18 protein-coding genes are annotated in these 18,441 nt (G+C 35.3%); 9 read left to right on the top strand and 9 right to left on the bottom strand.

The window, feature by feature from the left end:
• The first annotated feature begins 141 nt into the window (after window positions 1-141).
• Genes mvk through YN1551_RS05275 form a run of 3 tightly spaced genes read left to right on the top strand, consistent with a single transcriptional unit; the run spans window position 142 to window position 3,987 of the window.
• A complete protein-coding gene (gene mvk, locus YN1551_RS05285) occupies window positions 142-1,086 on the top strand; it encodes a mevalonate kinase (protein ID WP_012711699.1) in 945 nt (314 codons plus the stop codon).
• Between the two features lie 40 nt (window positions 1,087-1,126).
• Complete coding sequence (glmS, locus tag YN1551_RS05280; RefSeq protein ID WP_012717333.1) at window positions 1,127-2,902, top strand: glutamine--fructose-6-phosphate transaminase (isomerizing); 1,776 nt, start codon at window positions 1,127-1,129, stop codon at window positions 2,900-2,902.
• 2 nt (window positions 2,903-2,904) lie between these two features.
• On the top strand, window positions 2,905-3,987 hold the full coding sequence (locus YN1551_RS05275; protein WP_012717332.1) for a sugar phosphate nucleotidyltransferase: 1,083 nt from the start codon (window positions 2,905-2,907) through the stop codon (window positions 3,985-3,987).
• A 31-nt stretch (window positions 3,988-4,018) separates the two neighbouring features.
• Here the strand turns inward: YN1551_RS05275 and YN1551_RS15795 are convergent, their stop codons facing one another.
• A complete protein-coding gene (locus tag YN1551_RS15795) occupies window positions 4,019-5,542 on the bottom strand; it encodes a hypothetical protein (protein WP_012717331.1) in 1,524 nt (507 codons plus the stop codon).
• A gap of 151 nt (window positions 5,543-5,693) precedes the next feature.
• On the opposite strand from YN1551_RS15795, the gene YN1551_RS05265 reads away from it, so the two are divergent.
• A complete protein-coding gene (locus tag YN1551_RS05265) occupies window positions 5,694-6,623 on the top strand; it encodes an ornithine cyclodeaminase family protein (protein ID WP_012713947.1) in 930 nt (309 codons plus the stop codon).
• Here YN1551_RS05265 and YN1551_RS05260 read toward each other — a convergent pair.
• Both YN1551_RS05260 and YN1551_RS05255 read right to left on the bottom strand, forming a co-directional pair.
• Window positions 6,607-7,125: a cob(I)yrinic acid a,c-diamide adenosyltransferase gene (locus YN1551_RS05260; protein WP_012717330.1), complete on the bottom strand. Its 519-nt coding sequence runs from the start codon at window positions 7,123-7,125 to the stop codon at window positions 6,607-6,609. The two genes, YN1551_RS05265 and YN1551_RS05260, sit on opposite strands and share 17 nt — an antisense overlap.
• A gap of 12 nt (window positions 7,126-7,137) precedes the next feature.
• Window positions 7,138-8,652, bottom strand: a complete 1,515-nt coding sequence (locus tag YN1551_RS05255; RefSeq protein WP_012717329.1) for a cation:proton antiporter domain-containing protein — start codon at window positions 8,650-8,652, stop codon at window positions 7,138-7,140.
• A gap of 69 nt (window positions 8,653-8,721) precedes the next feature.
• On the opposite strand from YN1551_RS05255, the gene xerA reads away from it, so the two are divergent.
• Window positions 8,722-9,597, top strand: coding sequence for a site-specific tyrosine recombinase/integron integrase (gene xerA, locus YN1551_RS05250; RefSeq protein WP_012713949.1), 876 nt, complete (start codon window positions 8,722-8,724; stop codon window positions 9,595-9,597).
• Here the strand turns inward: xerA and YN1551_RS05245 are convergent.
• Genes YN1551_RS05245 through YN1551_RS05230 form a run of 4 tightly spaced genes read right to left on the bottom strand, consistent with a single transcriptional unit; the run spans window position 9,568 to window position 12,960 of the window.
• Window positions 9,568-10,536: a radical SAM protein gene (locus tag YN1551_RS05245; protein WP_012713950.1), complete on the bottom strand. Its 969-nt coding sequence runs from the start codon at window positions 10,534-10,536 to the stop codon at window positions 9,568-9,570. The genes xerA and YN1551_RS05245 overlap by 30 nt on opposite strands.
• Window positions 10,533-11,042, bottom strand: coding sequence for a DapH/DapD/GlmU-related protein (locus YN1551_RS05240; RefSeq protein WP_012713951.1), 510 nt, complete (start codon window positions 11,040-11,042; stop codon window positions 10,533-10,535). The genes YN1551_RS05245 and YN1551_RS05240 overlap by 4 nt, the downstream gene beginning before the upstream one ends.
• A gap of 11 nt (window positions 11,043-11,053) precedes the next feature.
• Complete coding sequence (locus tag YN1551_RS05235) at window positions 11,054-12,073, bottom strand: RsmB/NOP family class I SAM-dependent RNA methyltransferase (protein WP_012713952.1); 1,020 nt, start codon at window positions 12,071-12,073, stop codon at window positions 11,054-11,056.
• 8 nt (window positions 12,074-12,081) lie between these two features.
• Window positions 12,082-12,960 carry a beta-ribofuranosylaminobenzene 5'-phosphate synthase family protein gene (locus YN1551_RS05230; RefSeq protein ID WP_012711710.1) on the bottom strand — a complete coding sequence of 293 codons (879 nt, stop codon included), beginning with the start codon at window positions 12,958-12,960 and terminating at the stop codon, window positions 12,082-12,084.
• 18 nt (window positions 12,961-12,978) lie between these two features.
• On the opposite strand from YN1551_RS05230, the gene YN1551_RS05225 reads away from it, so the two are divergent.
• The 4 genes from YN1551_RS05225 (at window position 12,979) to glnA (ending at window position 16,892) form a co-directional block, all read left to right on the top strand.
• Complete coding sequence (locus tag YN1551_RS05225; protein WP_012713953.1) at window positions 12,979-14,361, top strand: class I adenylate-forming enzyme family protein; 1,383 nt, start codon at window positions 12,979-12,981, stop codon at window positions 14,359-14,361.
• A complete protein-coding gene (gene trxA, locus YN1551_RS05220) occupies window positions 14,348-14,749 on the top strand; it encodes a thioredoxin (protein ID WP_012711712.1) in 402 nt (133 codons plus the stop codon). The genes YN1551_RS05225 and trxA overlap by 14 nt, the downstream gene beginning before the upstream one ends.
• Window positions 14,746-15,354, top strand: a complete 609-nt coding sequence (locus YN1551_RS05215) for an ATP-binding cassette domain-containing protein (protein ID WP_012713955.1) — start codon at window positions 14,746-14,748, stop codon at window positions 15,352-15,354. The genes trxA and YN1551_RS05215 overlap by 4 nt, the downstream gene beginning before the upstream one ends.
• Window positions 15,355-15,476: 122 nt before the next feature.
• Window positions 15,477-16,892, top strand: coding sequence for a type I glutamate--ammonia ligase (gene glnA, locus YN1551_RS05210; RefSeq protein WP_012717328.1), 1,416 nt, complete (start codon window positions 15,477-15,479; stop codon window positions 16,890-16,892).
• On the opposite strand, the gene YN1551_RS05205 is transcribed toward glnA, so the two are convergent.
• Together YN1551_RS05205 and folE are read right to left on the bottom strand one after the other, a co-directional pair.
• Window positions 16,889-17,788 carry a DUF7343 domain-containing protein gene (locus YN1551_RS05205; RefSeq protein ID WP_012711715.1) on the bottom strand — a complete coding sequence of 300 codons (900 nt, stop codon included), beginning with the start codon at window positions 17,786-17,788 and terminating at the stop codon, window positions 16,889-16,891. The genes glnA and YN1551_RS05205 overlap by 4 nt on opposite strands.
• 25 nt (window positions 17,789-17,813) lie before the next feature.
• Window positions 17,814-18,440 carry a GTP cyclohydrolase I FolE gene (gene folE / locus YN1551_RS05200; RefSeq protein ID WP_012717327.1) on the bottom strand — a complete coding sequence of 209 codons (627 nt, stop codon included), beginning with the start codon at window positions 18,438-18,440 and terminating at the stop codon, window positions 17,814-17,816.
• Window position 18,441 lies beyond the last annotated feature (1 nt).

The following is an 18,441-nucleotide window of genomic DNA, read 5'->3' as shown; positions in this document are numbered from 1 at the left end:
GCTGCAATTGGATACTAACCCTTTAATGCCTCTCTAGTAAGAGATGTGACCTAAATAAAATGAGGAAGGTCCCTTAACGAGAGGAAGTAAGTCTAAAAGACGTAAATGAACTTTTTATTTTAAATTCAGATTTTTCATGGGATGAGAGTAGAAGCTAAGGTTCCGTTAAAGCTAACATTATTTGGAGAACACGCTGTAGTTTATGATAGACCGGCCATCGCAATGACTATTTCAGAGAGCCTAAAGGTTAGGGTAAGTGAGAGTGACAGATTCCTAATTATATCACCGTCCCTCAATATAAGAGGGGTTAAGTTAGATCTAAATGAGATGAAAATTGAGAGTGATGAGGCGAAGAAAGTACTTAGGTATGTATTTGAAGTATTGAATTACTTTGAAATGAAGAAGCCAGTTAAAATAGAAATAGACTCCACAGTTGAACCATCTGTTGGATTAGGTACAAGTGCTGCAGTTATTGTTGGTACTGTTGCTGCTTATTCTAAATATTTGGGAATCGATTTAAACAGAGACGAAATAGCCAAAATTTCCCACGACATAGAGTTAAAGGTTCAAGGAATAGCAAGTAGGATGGATACTTATACTGAAACCTATGGTGGTTTGATTTATTTCCTGCCCGGAGGAGAGGGATTTGAAAGGATAGATACTAATTTTGAACTAACAGCTGGTTACATAAGGAGGAGTATGAGTACTGCTGATGTCTTATGGCGTGTTAGAAAACTTAAGGAGTTAAACAAGGAAGTCTTCGATAATATATTGGATGTAATAGGTGAGATAACTAATAGAGCTAAATCCTTAATAATTGAACAAAATTACGAGGAATTAGGACTCTTAATGTACGTAAATCATGGATTATTATTTTCATTAGGAATAACTTCTCCAGAAGCTGATGAGATTGTTTCTAGAGCTAAACAATTGAGAATAAAAGGTTGTAAGATTAGTGGGGGAGGGGCTGGAGGTTCCATAATATGTATAAAGTCCGTTGAGGCTGAAGTTCTTTTAAAGAGCTACAACGCTAGGATAGTTAATTCAACTCTAATCAAAGATGGTGTCGATATTTCGATAATATGAGGAAAAGTCTAATTTACCAGTAACTAGAAGATAGATTATTGTGTGTGGAATTATAGGGGTTGTTTCGAATAAGGAAAGCAAGAGACTAGCTGAATTAGTAGTGTCATGCCTTAATAGACTAGAATACAGGGGTTATGATAGTGTTGGCGTTGCTGCACTTTCAAGTGCTAATTTAGAGGTAAGAAAGGCTAAGGGTACTGTTGAGGAAGTAGTAAGGAAGAAGAATATTAAAGAGTTGTCTGGTTACGCGTTTTTAGGACATACCAGATGGGCTACTCATGGAGCCCCTACTGACTATAATGCTCATCCACATACAGATTGTAGTAATAATATAGCGGTAATTCATAATGGAACAATAAGGAATTTTAAAGAGCTAAGAGATGAGTTACAGTCTCTAGGCCATAAGTTCAAAAGTGAGACTGACACTGAGGTAATACCCCATATGATGGAGGAATACATGAAAAGGGGTATGGATACTTTTCAAGCTTTTAGAAGTGCAGTAAAAAGCATTCAAGGTAGCTTTGCGATTTTGGCAGTAGTTAAGGGAGAGAGGAGAATTTTCTTCGCAAAGAGAGATAACCCATTAGTAATAGGATTAGGAGACGATAAGACGTTTATAGCTAGTGATATTCCTTCATTTCTACCTTACACCAGAAAGGTTATAGTAATATCTGATGGAGAGCTAGGCTATGTAACGCCGAATACTGTTTATATAGAAGACGAAAACGATAATCCAATAGATGTCACAAGTAGGATAAAGATTATAGATTGGGACGCATCCTCAGCCTCTAAAGAAGGATATCCTCACTTTATGCTTAAGGAAATTCATGAAAGTCCAATTGCTGTTAAAGATACGATCTCTGGACTTTTAAGTGAAATTGATAAGGTAAGTGAAATCGCTGAGGAAATAAGGAAGTCCTCTAGAATAATAGTCACAGCTGCTGGAACAAGTTATCATGCTGGATTTTATTTCTCATTATTACTTGCTAGAAAAGGATATATGAGTATTCCATTAATTGCCTCAGAATATCATAATTTTAGAGTTAAAAAAGGTGATATTGTAATTGCGATAAGTCAAAGTGGAGAAACTCTAGACGTCAAAATGGGTATTAGGAAATTCAAAGAGGAAGGGGCTAAGATAATTGCATTAACAAACGTAATTGAGAGCGACATAGCTAGGGAAAGCGATTACAAACTATATATGAGAGCTGGACCAGAAATAGGAGTGGCGGCTACGAAAACTTTCACATCTGAAATTGCATCCTTACTCTTCTTGTATTCTCTAATAGAAAAGGAAAGCATCTCTTATCTAGAAAACGCTCACGAGACAGTTAGAAATATAATAACTGAGACGGAAGGATTTGCTAAGAAGATTGGGGAGGAGTTGGCTAACAAGAACAACGCCTATTACTTGGGAAGAGGTCTAGGAGTACCTTTAGCAATGGAAGGAGCATTAAAGATAAAGGAAATAGCGTACATCCACGCTGAAGCGTATCCAGCTGGAGAAAGTAAACATGGACCGATAGCGTTAGTTGAGAATGGATTTCCAATAGTCTTCATAAACGATGGAGAACTGGTAGATGAATTGGAGAAGAATTTACAAGAGATGAAAGCGAGAGGTGGTAAGACTTATTCAATAAGTGTGAATAAGAGACTTAACTTCGCAGATACTGAGATTCTAGTAAATACTGATGAAAAACTCTCTTCACTTGCAATAGCGCCAATAATTCAACTAATAGCATATTACGCTTCTGTTAAAAGAGGATACGATCCAGATAAGCCTAGAAACCTGGCCAAAACAGTAACGGTTGAGTAAAGATGAAAGCTATAGTGTTAGCTGGAGGAAAGGGAGAAGGATTATTGCCATACACTGACAAGGTTCAGAAAGAGGCTATCACAGTACTAGGCAAAGCAATAATAAACTACACAATAGATGGTTTAAAGAAAGCAGGCGTAAAAGAATTTGAGATAATCGTAAACGAGAAGGGAAATCAAATAGAAGAAGAGGTTGAGAAACTTGATGTATCGTTTGAAACTATAGTACAAAAGAGACAAGGAATTGATGGTGCAGTTCTAGATGGTATGGAAAAGATTGATGACGATGTATTTGTGTTGGCATTTGGTGATATTGTTGTACCTGCGGAATTCTACAAAAGCCTTATGGACACTTACATAATGACAGGGAGACAAGCCGTTATACCGTTGGTACCAGTGAGTGAGGGAACAGAAACTTACGGTCTAGTTAAAATCGTTGACAACAAACTGAAGGTGGTTAAAGAAAGCTCAACCCTAGCATTAGGTGGAGCTTACATATTACCAAAACCAAAGGACAATTTCACTTCTCTTCTGGATTATATTGATCTTCTTGCTAGTGAAGCTAAACTCAACTATTTTATTTGGTCAGAGAATTGGGTTGACATAGGTTATCCAGAGGATTTACTATTCGCATTAGAAACGCTGTTAAGGAGAAAGGAAAGCGTTATATCAGATAAGGCTGAAATTTCGAAAGATGCGATAATTGGGAAGGGAGTTATTGTTGAAGATAATGCGATAATAGAAGATTATGCGATAATTAAAGGACCAGCTTATATCGGTAAAAACGCTTACGTAGGATCGTTTTCTTTAGTTAGAGACTATTCCTCCATAGAAGAGGGAGCTAAGATAGGGGCTTACTGTGAAATTGCTCATTCACTAATTGAACCCTTCGCTGAAGTGGGTTCTAAATCCTATTTGACTTACTCAATAGTGGGTAAAGGAGCTAAGATAGGGGCTTCTGTCATAACTGCAAGTTATCCAGCACAATCACTAAGTAGGCCTAGATTCAATAAACTAGGTGCTTTAATTTCACCAGAAAAAGTAATTAAACATGGAAGTGTAATAGAAGCTGGTATGAAAATTTAATAAAAAAGCCTAAATTTCTTTAGTGTTTTCTCTATCTTCTTCTTAAAAGTACTACGGCAGCTACTACTATAACTATTATAACTATTACAATACCTATTATAACTGGAGTTGATATCCCGGAACTAGTAACAGACGTGGTTGTTGAAGAAGAAGTTGTAGGTGTGGTAGTCGATGTGGTAGAAGTTGAAGTCGTTGAGGTTGTGGATATAGTCGTGGTTGAAGACGTGGAAGTAGAAGTAGTCGTTGTAGTAGTTGAGGAAGATGTAGTTGTAGTCGAAGCGGTCGTTGTAGAAGTTGTTGTAGTAGTTGTGGTAGAGCTGGTAGTCGATGTGGTACTGGTCGTGGTGGTTGTTGTAGTGGAAGTAATTGTGGGTATTAATCCAGTGCTTACTATACCATGAGGTGTAATATAAGTTATATTTATTTGATATTGTGTTCCAGTATACTGTTCAGGTATCTTTAATTCTATCCAAGAACTACCATATGCGAATTCAGTGCTATTACTGCCAAAGTAAGGTTCTTGAATTGGTTGACCATTTATTGTCAGCGTTGAAGTGAAATTGCCTATGGCTGTTGTAAATGGCTTGAGAGACGATGATTGTGGTAAAACTTCCACTATAACTTTATCGCTCAAGCTAAATGGATATTTAGATAGAATGTATATATAGCCATTTGTTGTCACAAATGACACTGTAATGTTATTAGACGTATATGTATTGGACGTAACTAAAGTACCATTTAATCCATAACTAACATTTACAAAAATTACAAATGGAACGTATCCTAATACTTGTCGATAATTACTAATATTGTAGAACTGAATGTAATTGTAGAAATAATATAGACCTTGTGAGACGTAACTTGGTACTAGAATCGGTACGTAAGAAGAGTTTGAGAGGGGCGGTTGTAATTCAAATGGAGCATTGTATAGCCTATACATATTGGTGAGAAATACTGATGAATAGGTATATGTTGATACAGACGTGTTCCAGTTACGAATATTCGAAATTGTTAGATTTACTGTGTAAAGCTTACCGGATATTCCATTTATTAATATTAAGTTTGCGCTATTGTTTAGCAAGATATTCGCAGATACGACCTTAGATACGCTATTCACGGTAATTATTAGAGACTGGCCGTTTACGGTTAAAACGTTCTTACCAGTTGGTAAAGATAACGTAACTGGAGAGTAAGAATAGGGAGGGATAGTTACTGTAGTATATGAGTTACCATTCAAATAAACAGTAACTGTTTCACTATTTGGGTTATTATTTATGACATAAGCCGTAAACGAGGCAGATGAACTAGTTGTAGGAATTGTGATAAAGCCAGTTGGAACAAGTGTTATATTAGTTACCGTTTGCGATTGCGCTAATGTGATAGGAAGTATTAACATTAAAATTACAAATAGTGATATAAAACCAGTTACAAGTACTTTTCTTAAATTTACTGACATCACATTATGCAAACCGTGTTTGTAAATAAACTTTTTGCTTAGTAGTATTATGTTAGTAAGTATTAAATACAATGGGTCAAGATGCATTAGATAGAACATTAATTATTGATTTCCCTTTTAATGTGCCCTTAATGCCCCTTAAAAACATTTTTAAATAATACTGCATATAGTCCTAGCGTTAATTCTTATATTGATCAGAATATTCCAAAATAATGTTAAAGTTTATAATCGATAAAAAGATCTTAACTTAATGATTATCTTAACAAGAAAAGATCTAGATGAACTGTTCAAAGCTGAAATAGCCGTAAACTCAGTAAGAGAGGCGTTCAAACTAAATTATCAGAAGAAGATAAATCAACCACAACGTTTAGTGATGAGTGTAAAGGGAAATTGGTGGGGTCTAATGCCCTCATCTACTGATTATTCTTTTGTAACCAAAATAGTTAACGTTATACCTGAGAACAAAGAAAGAGGTTTACCGTCAGTTCAAGGCGTTGTAATATTGATGTCACCAGATTCCGGAGAAGTTTTAGCGATAATTGATGGAACAACATTAACTGCAATAAGAACTGCTGCAGCAAGTGTATTATCAACTGAAATAGCCATAAATGGTAGAAATATTGGCAATTTGGGAATAATAGGTGCGGGAATTGAAGCGTATTATCACGCCAAGTTAGCCTTAGAGTACTTCAAAGTTCAGAAAATTTACATTTCTGCTAGAAAATCTCACTTCGAATTGGCTAGGAAAATTGGCGGTGAGGCTACAGATTTAGAGACATTATTGAAGAATTCAGATATCATTTTTGCAACCACTTCATCCAATGTTCCAGTAGTCTTAGGAAAATATCTAAAGGACGTATTTCATGTATCAAGTATAGGTGCCCATACTCCCGATTCAAGAGAGATAGACGATGATACTATAGTAAAGGTAAAAAGTTATATTGTCGACTCATTGGAAGCGGTTTCTAAAGAGAGCGGTGATTACATTATTCCTAAACAAAGGGGATTATTGGAAAATAAGATGATAAAGGAATTAGGGGAGATAATAGATAAGGGTATAAAGGTAGAGAGGCCGTCATTATTTAAAACCGTGGGAATTGCAGCTGAGGATAATGTAACTGCCCATATAGCTTACAAAGAAGCTTCAAAAAGAGGAATTGGAGTTAACGTTTCCATATAATTTCTTGCACATTCTCTTGCTTATTAACATATAACGCTAAAACAAATAGTAGTGAGGATAGGCGATTAAGATATTTAACGTGGACTTCCTTTGCCCTATTCCTCTTTAGTAGCTTTACTACACTTCTCTCACTCCTTCTGCATACTGTTCTAGCTAGATGAAGAAATGAAGATGCGATATGTCCACCAGGCAAAATAAAATTTCTTAACTCTGGTAAACCCTTAGAGAAATTATTGATCTCCTCTTCTATCCATTCTACCTTATCTTCTTCAAAATTCAAGTTGAACCCTGCAATTTCCGAGGAGAGCGAGAATATGTCTGATTGAACTCTCACTATAATTTCACGGAGTTGTGGATAAAGGGACGAAATTACACCTAAACTGGCATTTAATTCATCAAGGTCTCCAATAGCATTTACAATATCGTCATCCTTCCAAATCTCACCAACTGAAGGTAATTTTGTCTTACCCTTATCACCAGTTCCCGTATACCAAACTGTCATATGATGTAATGCTCACAAGGAAATTAAAAACCTCGCTAATTCTCTTTCATAAACTGTAGTGACTAAAACTCCTTCCTTATTTACAATTGCTATTACTGGCTTCTCAGTCTCCCTAAATTTTCTTAGCAGATCTATAATTTTCACGTTATCATATTCTATTGGAACTTCTTCCAGTAGCACATCACAAGCTTTAGTATTTTCATATAGTTCTGGATCAATTTCAAGCAGAGTCTGTATTGACACATAACCAAGTGGTTTATTTTCATAATTTACAACAACTATTCCCCTAACGCCTCTTTCACTAATTTTTGAAATTACAGACCTTAAATTCTCTTGACATGTAACGTAAAGTGGTTTTATTTGAAGCTTAATTACCTCTTGAGAAAGCTTTACCCTTTTACTCTCTGAAATTTTCTTTCTAGCTTTGTAGCTCATTTGAAAAAGAAGGGGAGCTATTAATGCTGAAAGTGAAATCGCTAATATCGAAAACGAGTACATGAATTCGTTTATATATCCTAAAGTTAAGCTTGTAAGTAATAATGATGAATCTACTCCCCCCTTTACACTAGTTGCAATTCCATTTATCTTCCCATCAATTTTTACAACTCTTGATGAAATAAAACCTGCAAGGAATTTAGAAGCGATTATTAATGAGAAAAAGAGCAAAAAAAGAATAATAATTATGTTTAGTTCAGTAACATATAAGCCTATGCCCAAAAAGAATAATGGTTCAAAGAATCCATATGTAAATGCATGAAGTCTCTCCAGCAATTCGGGCCTATCTTTTAAATAATTCTTTAGCAATATACCCAAAAAGAAGGCAGATATAGCTGAATTAAACTTGTATAATTCTGATAAATAGCCTATAATTAAAATTATTGCAATAAGGAAAGCAAACTCTATTTCTCTAGCCTTAAAATAATACTCTATTCTCTCTAGAATCTTGGCTAAAGTTCCACCGAACATTATCGTAAATGCGAATACTAAGAAAATTTCAATTATTGTAATCAGAATTTTACCAGTCCTCAAGAATATCGCAAATAATATTACAAAAATTATTTCTATTAAGATCACTTGTTGGAAAATTAGGTTAGAAATTCTGTTTTCAGAAATTTCAACATCCATTAACATTCTAGATAACGGACCAGCACTACTCATCGCCAATGGAGCTACGAGAATTAGGGAGTCCTTTGAGTCTACAACATAGAGCGCAACTAGTACTACCGAAAATGGTATAATTGACTCTAATATTACTGCTAGAAATATGTTAGCATTAGGTCTATTTTCCACGTCGAACTCTTCAGCTCCAGCCAAGAATAATAGAAAAATTATACCAAGAGATGTAATAAACGAGATAATCTCATTAATCTGTATAACTCCGAATACACCATTTCCAAGTAGAATACCCATTAATATAGGACCAACAAAAGTTACTAAACCAATTCTCCTAAATATTTCCTCAGATATCTTGGCAGCTATCAACATTATTCCTAGATACAATAGTGAAATCAGAAGTATTGATACCATAGTAAGGTAAGTAATACCATATTATTAAGAGTTTATCCTTTTGAGACTTAACTCCACTATATATCATACGTGAAACTTGAGCTGGGTTCTCCACCAGAATCTGGAGATCTTTATAACGCTTTCATAAACGCGTTAGTTTTAGCAGGGGCCGGAAATGGAACTATTAAGCTTTACTCCACCGCAGTAAAGGACTTCTTGGACTTTATAAATAAGGATCCTAGAAAGGTTACTAGCGAAGATTTAAACAAATGGATTTCTAATCTGTTAAACAGAGAGGGTAAGGTTAAAGGAGATGAGGTGGAAAAAAGGAGAGCTAAGAGTGTTACAATTAGATATTATATAATTGCAGTGAGAAGATTCCTTAAATGGCTTAACGTTTCTGTAAAGCCACCTATTCCTAAAGTAAGGAGAAAAGAAGTTAAAGCTCTAGATGAGAGTCAAATTCAGAAAGTTCTTAACACGTGCAAGAGAACTAAGGATAAATTAATAATAAGATTATTATTAGATACTGGCTTGCGTGCAAATGAACTACTATCGGTATTAGTAAAGGATGTGGATTTGGAAAATAACATGATTAGAGTCAGGAATACTAAGAATGGTGAGGAAAGAGTAGTTTTCTTTACCGATGAGACTAAGCAACTGTTGAGAAAATACATGAAGGGAAAGAAACTTGATGAGAAGTTATTTGATATAACTTACGATGCTTTATATAGAAAGCTAAAGAGATTAGGCAATAAGGTTGAAATTGAGTTAAGACCACACATTTTAAGGCACACCTTCGCTACGTTATCACTAAAAAGGGGAATTAATGTAATAACGTTGCAAAAGCTTCTAGGACATAAGGATATAAAAACAACCCAAATTTATACACATCTAGTTTTAGACGACTTAAGGAATGAATACCTTAAGGCAATGTCAAGCTCTTCCAGTAAAACGCCACTTTAACATTTCACTAACATATGACGCCAAATCTCTAATGCTATTGAATGAAGCAGTTTGTAAATGTAAGTATTCAAATTTAGCTTGGTTTTCTAGCATTTTCTGCTGTAATTCCTTCACTTTTTTAGATTGCAATATCTTATTTAGCGGTTTTTCGGCTACATTACCCACTATGTCCCCATTTATATCATCTGGGTAAGGTAAGTCACCATTAGGATATATTGTTATTGCGTAACTTACCACCCTTTTGGGTATCTTGCCTATTATGGCATTTATGAATCCCCACGAGTTATTTAAAGTGGAACCATACTTTCTCTTGAGATCGTATAATACTTTATAAAATTCATACGGATCTGGTGCTAACTTTACCTTCGAATTGGGGTAATCTACTGCTGGCATTGCAAGAATCTTGTATCCACATTCTGCGACCTTTCTAACTTTTTCCTCCAATTTATGGAGGTTATATCTGGTAACTACAGTTTGAACGTTAACCTTAAGACCATATTGTCTAAATCTACATAAATTGTCTAATTCCTTTACATTCCAATGATATTCATCTATTGAGTAGTGCAAGAAGTCTATCTTGTCTGCTAATTTGGTGAGGAAATTCTCATCTTTAAGCCTATAACCATTGGTTGTGAGCATAACGTAAAAGGATCCATCGTGTGCGTATTCTAAAAGATCTAAAATGTCTGGCCTATAAGTTGGCTCTCCACCTTCAAACGATAAAACAACTATTGACGAATTCCTCAAATTGTCTATTATCTTTTTCACTCTTTCTGTACTTCCCTCTCCCAATTCCCCAGAGTAATATGATGGAGAACAGAACGTACATCTCAAATTACATCTGGATGTTACCTTGAATGTTGCATATGCGGGATTAAAAGGATCCTTGAGAATTTGAGTGATAATAAACCATTTTATGGCTTTTAGATCCTTATTCATAATTTTAATAACCTCCTTGTATGCTTTAAATATTCTTCAGCATTTTCATCAATTATTGTAATCTCATTTTCTCTTAACTTCTTGATAACCTTTGCGGGAACTCCAACTGCTACGCTATAGGGAGGGATAACAGTACCTTGAGTAACCACAGACCCAGCTCCAATAATTGAGTATTCCCCAACTTGAGATCCATTAAGTAATATTGCCCCCATTCCCACAATAACGTGTGATGAAACTTTAGCACCATGAATAACAGCGTTATGTCCAATTGTGACTTTATCACCAATTTCAACTGGATATCCATAATCTGTGTGGATTGTAGTATTCTCTTGCACGTTAGATTCCTTGCCAATTCTTATACTATCATTATCTCCCCTAATCACAACATAATGCCATATACTAGTCAAATCACCTATTTCTACATCACCTATGATATAAGAAGTAGGATGTATGTACGCTTTCTGAGAAACCTTTGGGGTTTTACCTAAATATTCTTCTATTGGCATATATAGAATTTTTAGCCTTTCTTTATTAGCTTAGCTATGAAAAAACCGGTAATTTCGTGAATATGGGGATGAAATCTAATCTCGTATTCTACTGAAAATCTAGGATCATTTATAACCTTCTCGTTCTCCCATGTCGTTACAGTACAAGTAGAATAAATTACCACACCATTTTTCTTTAAAATCTTATAAGCGGAATTTAGGAATTGCTTCTGATATTTATGGAAATTAAGTATATCTTGTTCAGTTTTCTTATCGTATAATTTAGGTCTTATCCCCAACGCTGAACATGGGGGATCAATAATCACTTTATCGACATCCCTTATATTATAATCCTCGTAAAGATATCTTGAATCTGCCTTGTATATTTCTATTCTCATTCCCATCTTATTTACTAAATCCCGTAATTTCTCTACCTTCTTCTCAGTATGATCAAAACCAATAAGCTTAACTCTAGGCTCTAACTGATAAATATGAGTTAATTTCCCACCGGCATATGCAGTCATATCTACGATTTTCTCATTAGGCTGTGGATCAAGTAAATGAGCAACGTACATCGATGCCTTACCTTGAACGTATATTAGTCCATTCTTCAACTCTGATAAATCAGCTAATTTAGGAGAAGTGTATAAGGAATTCGTAACCTCTACTATCAAATCAGTATTCGTACCATAGTATTTACCCTCAGCTACTGGTATCTCATGATCACTATAAACTGTAACCATTTTATCCTTGGGATCATTAATTACAACCCTCTTCAGACCCGGTTTGTAAACGTTAGCACCTAGCATAACGCTCTCAGCAGTTTTCTTATCTACAATAACCTTATTTTGACGAATGTTAATCTCATTTGGTCCTTTTATCTCAGTGTAAATTGCCTCTTTGAAATCTTCGTCTAACTTAAAATGTGGAAGCTTTTCCAGTATACTTTCTACAGAGGTCTTTAGGGTATTCACCCTAACGTATAATCTAGGATTCGGCTTCCTTATGGCATCTAGGAAGTCATTTAAGTATTCACCATATACTTCTTTCAAATCACTAATTACGAATTTATCGTACTCCAGAATACCTTAGCACCCTCATTATTTGGTTCAGATATAAACCCATCAAATCTTGAAATTAACTCCTCACCCTCCCTTTTAGAGCTAACGAATGTATAGACAGCAGGGCCAAAGGAGGAAAGGCCCGCAGGAAAACCAATTTTAGCCATATCATTCATAAGTTTTTTGACCTCATCAGCTTGCAAAGAGACCTCAACTTTCTTAAATCCCAAATTTTGTATTAACGAGATCGCATCTAGTGTCCCTTCTAAATCTTTTTCTGCAACTGATGGAATTAACTCCATTAAGACTACTCTCGCTAAAGTGTCTAATCCCTCCAGTTTAGCCTCCTTAAATGCCTTAATCTCATCCTTACCAAATATTCTTCTACCACCCTTAAGTACATTAACGTAAATATACCAGGGAAAATTTAGCCTAGCTATTAATGGGGGAGGAGGAGCAGAGGAGAAATCCGATGGCAGTAGCTCCCTTTTTACTTTAGTGGAATGCCCACCATCTACTATAAAACCCCCATAATCGAAGGCGTAAACTCCGACTCCGGATGTTCCACCTCGTTTTACCAATTTGGCTAGTTCATATGAGCTGAGTCTCTTAAAATTATACTCAGCGGATAGCTTAGCTACTGATAACAGATATTGTGTAGTATGACCAAGTCCTATATGCTCTTCAAAGTCCTCCTCTATACACATTTTAGGGACCTCAAAGGGTAAAGAGACTTCAGGCTTGAAACAATTGCCACTCCTAACCACTATCCTAGGATATTTTAAGGCGACTCCTACCCCACCATCAATTCTGCCGTATTTCCCCTCAAGGTCAAACAACGTAATGTGAATGCGTGAAAGCCCAATAATCTTTATCATAAGAATTAATAAGATTGTGTGATAAAAAAGGAAACTGTGAGTCTAGCAACGTTACTTTATAAGTGGTATAAAGAAACTCCTTCAAAAACCTTTTTAATTGATAAAAATCAGTCAATTACTTACGAACAAGCTGCAAGAGAGGTAGCATATGTTGCTTCCAATATCTCACCTGGAGATACTGTAGTTCATGTGATGACTAATTCCCTTCAGTCAGTAATTAACTATTTGGCAATATATTGGGCTGGGGGAAAGGTAGTTGCGGTTGATCCATTAACTTCAGCAGAAGATTTAAAGTTCATTTTGGATGACTCAAATCCTGATCTAATAATAACCGACGAGGAAATACATAAGAGAGAATACGATGTTCTCAAATCGTATAAGGTTATAGTCAATAAGAAGGGAAAAGACATTTTTACAAAACCATACGAGTATAGAGAAGACGAGGTAGGCCTAATTTACTATTATGCTGGAATAGCAGGAAGGACGATGCAAGTATTGCATAGTGCCAGTAGGGTTGAACTTAATTCTGCAACGCTTTACAATTCGATTAACCTTAAAGAGATTAGGGGAATACTAACAGTCCCTATAGCTCACGTCTTAGGAAATAGCGTGTTAGGTGTTACCTTGGAAGCTGGAGGAACGCTATATGTTATGGGTAAGTTTAACGTCAATGAAGCCATTGAAAGTATAAATAAATATAACATTAACTACCTATCAACTGTTCCAACTGTTTACGATTACTTGAATAACGAGGAAAAAAGGAAATTAGATAGTTTAGAATTATGTGTAAGCTCTGCTGCTCCGTTGTTTCCATCAACCGTAAACACCTTTAAGAGTAAGTACGGAAAAGATATTGTTCAACAGTATGGTTTTACTGAAGGTTTAATTATAACTTTCCAGCCCAAGGAACTGGCTGGTGTAATTTCAATAGGAAAACCCTTGCCGGGCGTTGAAATAAAGATAGTAGATAACGAGGGGAAGGAGAATAATGAAGGGGAGTTATGGGTTAAGGCTCCTTGGCTAATGTTAGGATATAAGGATAGAGAGGAGACAGCTCGAGCGTTTAATGAGGGATGGCTAAGAACGGGTGATTTAGTTAGGATTGATGAAAAGGGCCTATTGTATTTTAGAGGAATTAAAAAGAGGATGCTAAAATTTAAGGGATATCCGATATTTCCGAGAGATTTAGAGGAAATCTTGAAGACTCATCCACTGGTGGAAGACGTGAAAGTTATAGGAGAAGACGCTGGAAATCTAGGACAACAACCTATTGCCTTGGTTAAGGTAAAGGAGCTCAAGACTGGGATTGAAGATGAATTACTTAATTATGTAAATTCTAGGGTAGCTTTTTATAAGAGATTGAAGAAAGTTTATGTGGTAGATAGGATTGAGCGAAATTGATTCATTAATTAGGGAAGTTGCTGAAAGGTTGCAAAAGAAGGCTGAGGAGTATGGTAAAAAGAAGGAGGATGCTACCTTAGTCTTAACTGAAGAGAACTTCGATGAAGTAATTAGAAATAATAAGTTAGTTTTAGTAGATTGCTGGGCAGAATGGTGCGCTCCATGCCACCTTTATGAACCAATTTACAAAAAAGTTGCTGAAAAGTATAAAGGTAAAGCAGTTTTTGGAAGATTAAATGTTGATGAGAATCAAAAGATTGCAGATAAGTATAGTGTACTTAACATACCTACTACGTTAATTTTCGTTAATGGTCAATTAGTTGACTCTTTAGTTGGGGCTGTTGATGAAGATACTTTAGAGAGTACTATAAATAAATACTTAGAATGATTGAGGTATATGTAAAAAAGAGATTACAGGCTTTTTTGTTAAATGTTAACTTTTCTGAAAAAGGTATAATTGCAATTACTGGTAAAAATGGTAGTGGGAAAAGCACATTATTAAACGTGATAGCCGGAATTTTAAAACCAGACGAAGGGTATGTTAAATTAAATAACATAGATATTACAAATTTACCCATTAATAAGAGAAACATTGTATTAGTAACTCCAGAAAGTTATATTCCCACATTGGACTTAAAGAAACATCTGACATGGGGAGCTAAACTAAAGGGAAGAAAAGTAGATGATAAAGAAATAATGGAGTTAGCTAAATTACTCGGAGTTCCAGATGAGAATAAAAAAGTAGGTAATTTGAGCTTAGGAAATAAAGAGAAAGTGTCATTAGTTACAGCTATTTTAACAAAACCTAATCTAATTTTGGTTGATGAAGGATTCAGCAATATCTCAGAAAAGGAACATTTTATTAATATTTATGTGGATTTATGTAAAAAGAATCAAATAGAACTAATTTATGTTACTCAAGATACTGAGGATGCAAAATTTTCCGATCATCATTACGTGATGAATAATGGCTCTCTACATAAAGTTTTTTAAAAGGTTTATAAGATAATTGAAAGGTTTTGAGAAATCTCATGTGAAATCCTACATAAGAATGTGAAAACTTTCTATGATAATATCTAGGAATCTTTTTAAACTATATATGAGTAGCCACATACATGCCAAGTACTGCAGAAGATGTACTCAAATTCCTAAAGGAAAATAACATAAAATGGGTAGATCTACAATTTACAGATGTCCCTGGTAGACTACATCATATTACAATTCCTGCTAGTGATTTTGATTTAGAATCTCTAAAAACAGGTTTCGGTAAATTAGATGGAAGCAGTATAAGAGGATTTACTAGTATTTATGAAAGCGATATGGTGCTATTACCAGTACCAGAAACCATGACACTAGTTCCTTGGTCTCCTGGAGTAGCTAGAGTATTATGCAAAGTTTTCTGGGGAGGAGGAAAGGGAAGATTTGAAAGGGATCCTAGATTCATAGCAGAGGAAGCTGAGAAATATCAAGCAGAACAAGGTTACACTTCTTTCTATGGTCCAGAATTGGAATTCTTCATGTTTGATAAGGTAAAATTAGACGTAAGTACTCCACAGTCCGGAACTGGATACAAAATTCATGCAAGAGAGGCTCCATGGAGCGATAGTGGAACCTTTGTAATAAGATTTAAGGAAGGATATTACCCTGCACCACCAGTTGATCAACTAATGGATGTAAGATTAGAGATCGTTGATACTTTAGTTAAATACTTTGGATATACCATAGAAGCTACACATCATGAAGTTGCAACTGCAGGACAAGGAGAAATAGATTTCAGATTCTCCACTCTTGTAGATACTGCAGATAAGGTTCAAACTTTGAAGTATGTAGCCAAAAACGTTGCTGCAAAACACGGATTGGTAGTAACTTTCATGCCAAAACCTATTTATGGTGATAATGGAACGGGTATGCATACGCACCTTAGTTTATGGACTAAGGATGGAAAGAAGAATTTAATGTATGATCCTAATGAAGAATATGCAGAGATAAGCCAGTTTGGAAGATATGTAATCGGAGGTCTTTTAACACATGCTAGAGCTTTATCAGCAATAGTGTCTCCTACTGTAAATAGTTATAGAAGGTTGATACCAGGATTTGAAGCTCCTATTTACATTGCATGGAGCAAGGGAAACAGAAGTGCTGTAGTTAGAGTTCCAGCATATTACAAAGGAATGGAGAAGGCTAAGAGAATAGAGTATAGACCTCCAGATCCTTCCACTAATCCATATTTAGCATTTGCTGCATTGCTAATGGCTGCATTGGATGGTGTGAACAAGAAAATAGATCCAGGAGATCCGGTGGATGAGAACATATATCATCTAACTCCAGAGAAGAGAAGACAATTAGGAATAAAAGAACTACCTAGATCATTAAATGAAGCTTTGGATGAGTTGGAAAGTGATAAAGAGTTCTTAAAGCCAGTATTTAATTCGTCATTGTTAGATACTTACATAGACCTAAAGAGAGATGAAGCACGAAGCTTGCAAGGCTATCCACACCCTATGGAGTTATACTATTACCTAGATTCTTAAATTGGTATAAAAATTCCAGAATTTTTTAACGCATTTTTAAACTCATTAAGGTCTAGGTAATAGTCGAATTCATAATTTTTTGATGCTTCTTTTAGAATATTGTAATCAATATTAAGTAAGTTTGAATAACTTGAAATCCACCTATCCATAGAAGACTTAAACCAGCTAAACGACTCCTCATAAATATTCTTTATTCTCTCCCAATCCATAGTATCCCTTACTGCTAATGTACAACAATGCAATGGTGTAAATCTATGCACTTTATGTCCCTTCCTCTCTAAAATTGACAAAAAGGGTTCCCAGATTGCTATACCATCAACTATTCCTTTTTCAAGAAAGTCCAACATTTGATACGAACTATAAGATGGAATGATCTCAATATTCTTGAATTCACTAAATGCCCATATTTCCATACTTGACATCACAGTTGATGCAATTCTGTTGCACGTTTTGCCTATAATTCCACCTCCACCTTTAGCACCTCCCCCAATAATTCTTATATTACGATATATTGTTGAAAATATCATTTGCGTTATTATCGGGGATAAACCTAAATCTAACTTGCCTTCAACTAAGTCCCTAGTCAAATCAACCCCATTTTCATAAATTTTAACAGTAACGTTGTATCCTCTATTCTCTAAGTTTTTGATAAATGGAATTATGAACGGATACTCTGCAGCTCTTATAATCCCTAACCTTAAGAATCTATCTTGAGATAAGCTCACCTCTAGGTTTTTTCCTAAAACCTTTCTTCTCTTTACTACACCTTCTTTCTCAAGTTCGGATAAGACTTCAGATAATCTACTCTTCGATAATCCAGAAAGTTTCCCTAGTTCACTTTGAGGAACAGAACCTTTTTCCTTCAAGATAGATATAACTTTATCTTTACTACTCATTAACAATTAATTATTCTAAAAAACTCTATAATAAGTTTACCTTATTTGCATTATCGAGTAACCTGAAGACATGATTTTGTAAAGCTCTATTAGTCTTAAACAGCCCTCTGTATGCTACTGAAACTAACTTGGCCTCTTTATCCTTTACTCCTCTGACATATGAACACATATGTATTGCGTTCCCGATCACCATAACACCTTTAGGTTTTATTTCGCTATTCATTATAGCATCAGCTATTTGCTCTACTAACCTCTCTTGAATTTGAAGACGAGATGAGTAATAATTTACAATTCTAATTATTTTGCTAAAACCAGCAACCTTGCCACTATTACTAACAATGTACGCTACATGAATTTTTCCAATTATTGGCAACATATGATGCTCACACAATGACGAAAAGTTAACGTCTTTTATTAATACTATTTGGTTCTTTTCGTATGCTTCACCATCTTCGCCTAAACTGAATACCTTTATTTGAGGGGGTGGCGTTCTCAACCCTGAGGTCATTTCTAATAAAGCCTTTGCTACTCTTTCAGGTGTCTCTTTAAGCCCTTCTCTTTCTGGATTCTCACCCAGTAGTTCGAGAATTTCTCTAATCCTTCTAGCTATTTCTTCTACTAGTTTTTGGTCATCTAATTCTGTCTTTTGCATA

Source organism: Sulfolobus islandicus Y.N.15.51 (assembly GCF_000022485.1).
GTDB classification, from domain to species: Archaea; Thermoproteota; Thermoprotei_A; order Sulfolobales; family Sulfolobaceae; genus Saccharolobus; species Saccharolobus islandicus.
This window is presented reverse-complemented; position numbering and strand designations above follow the sequence as displayed.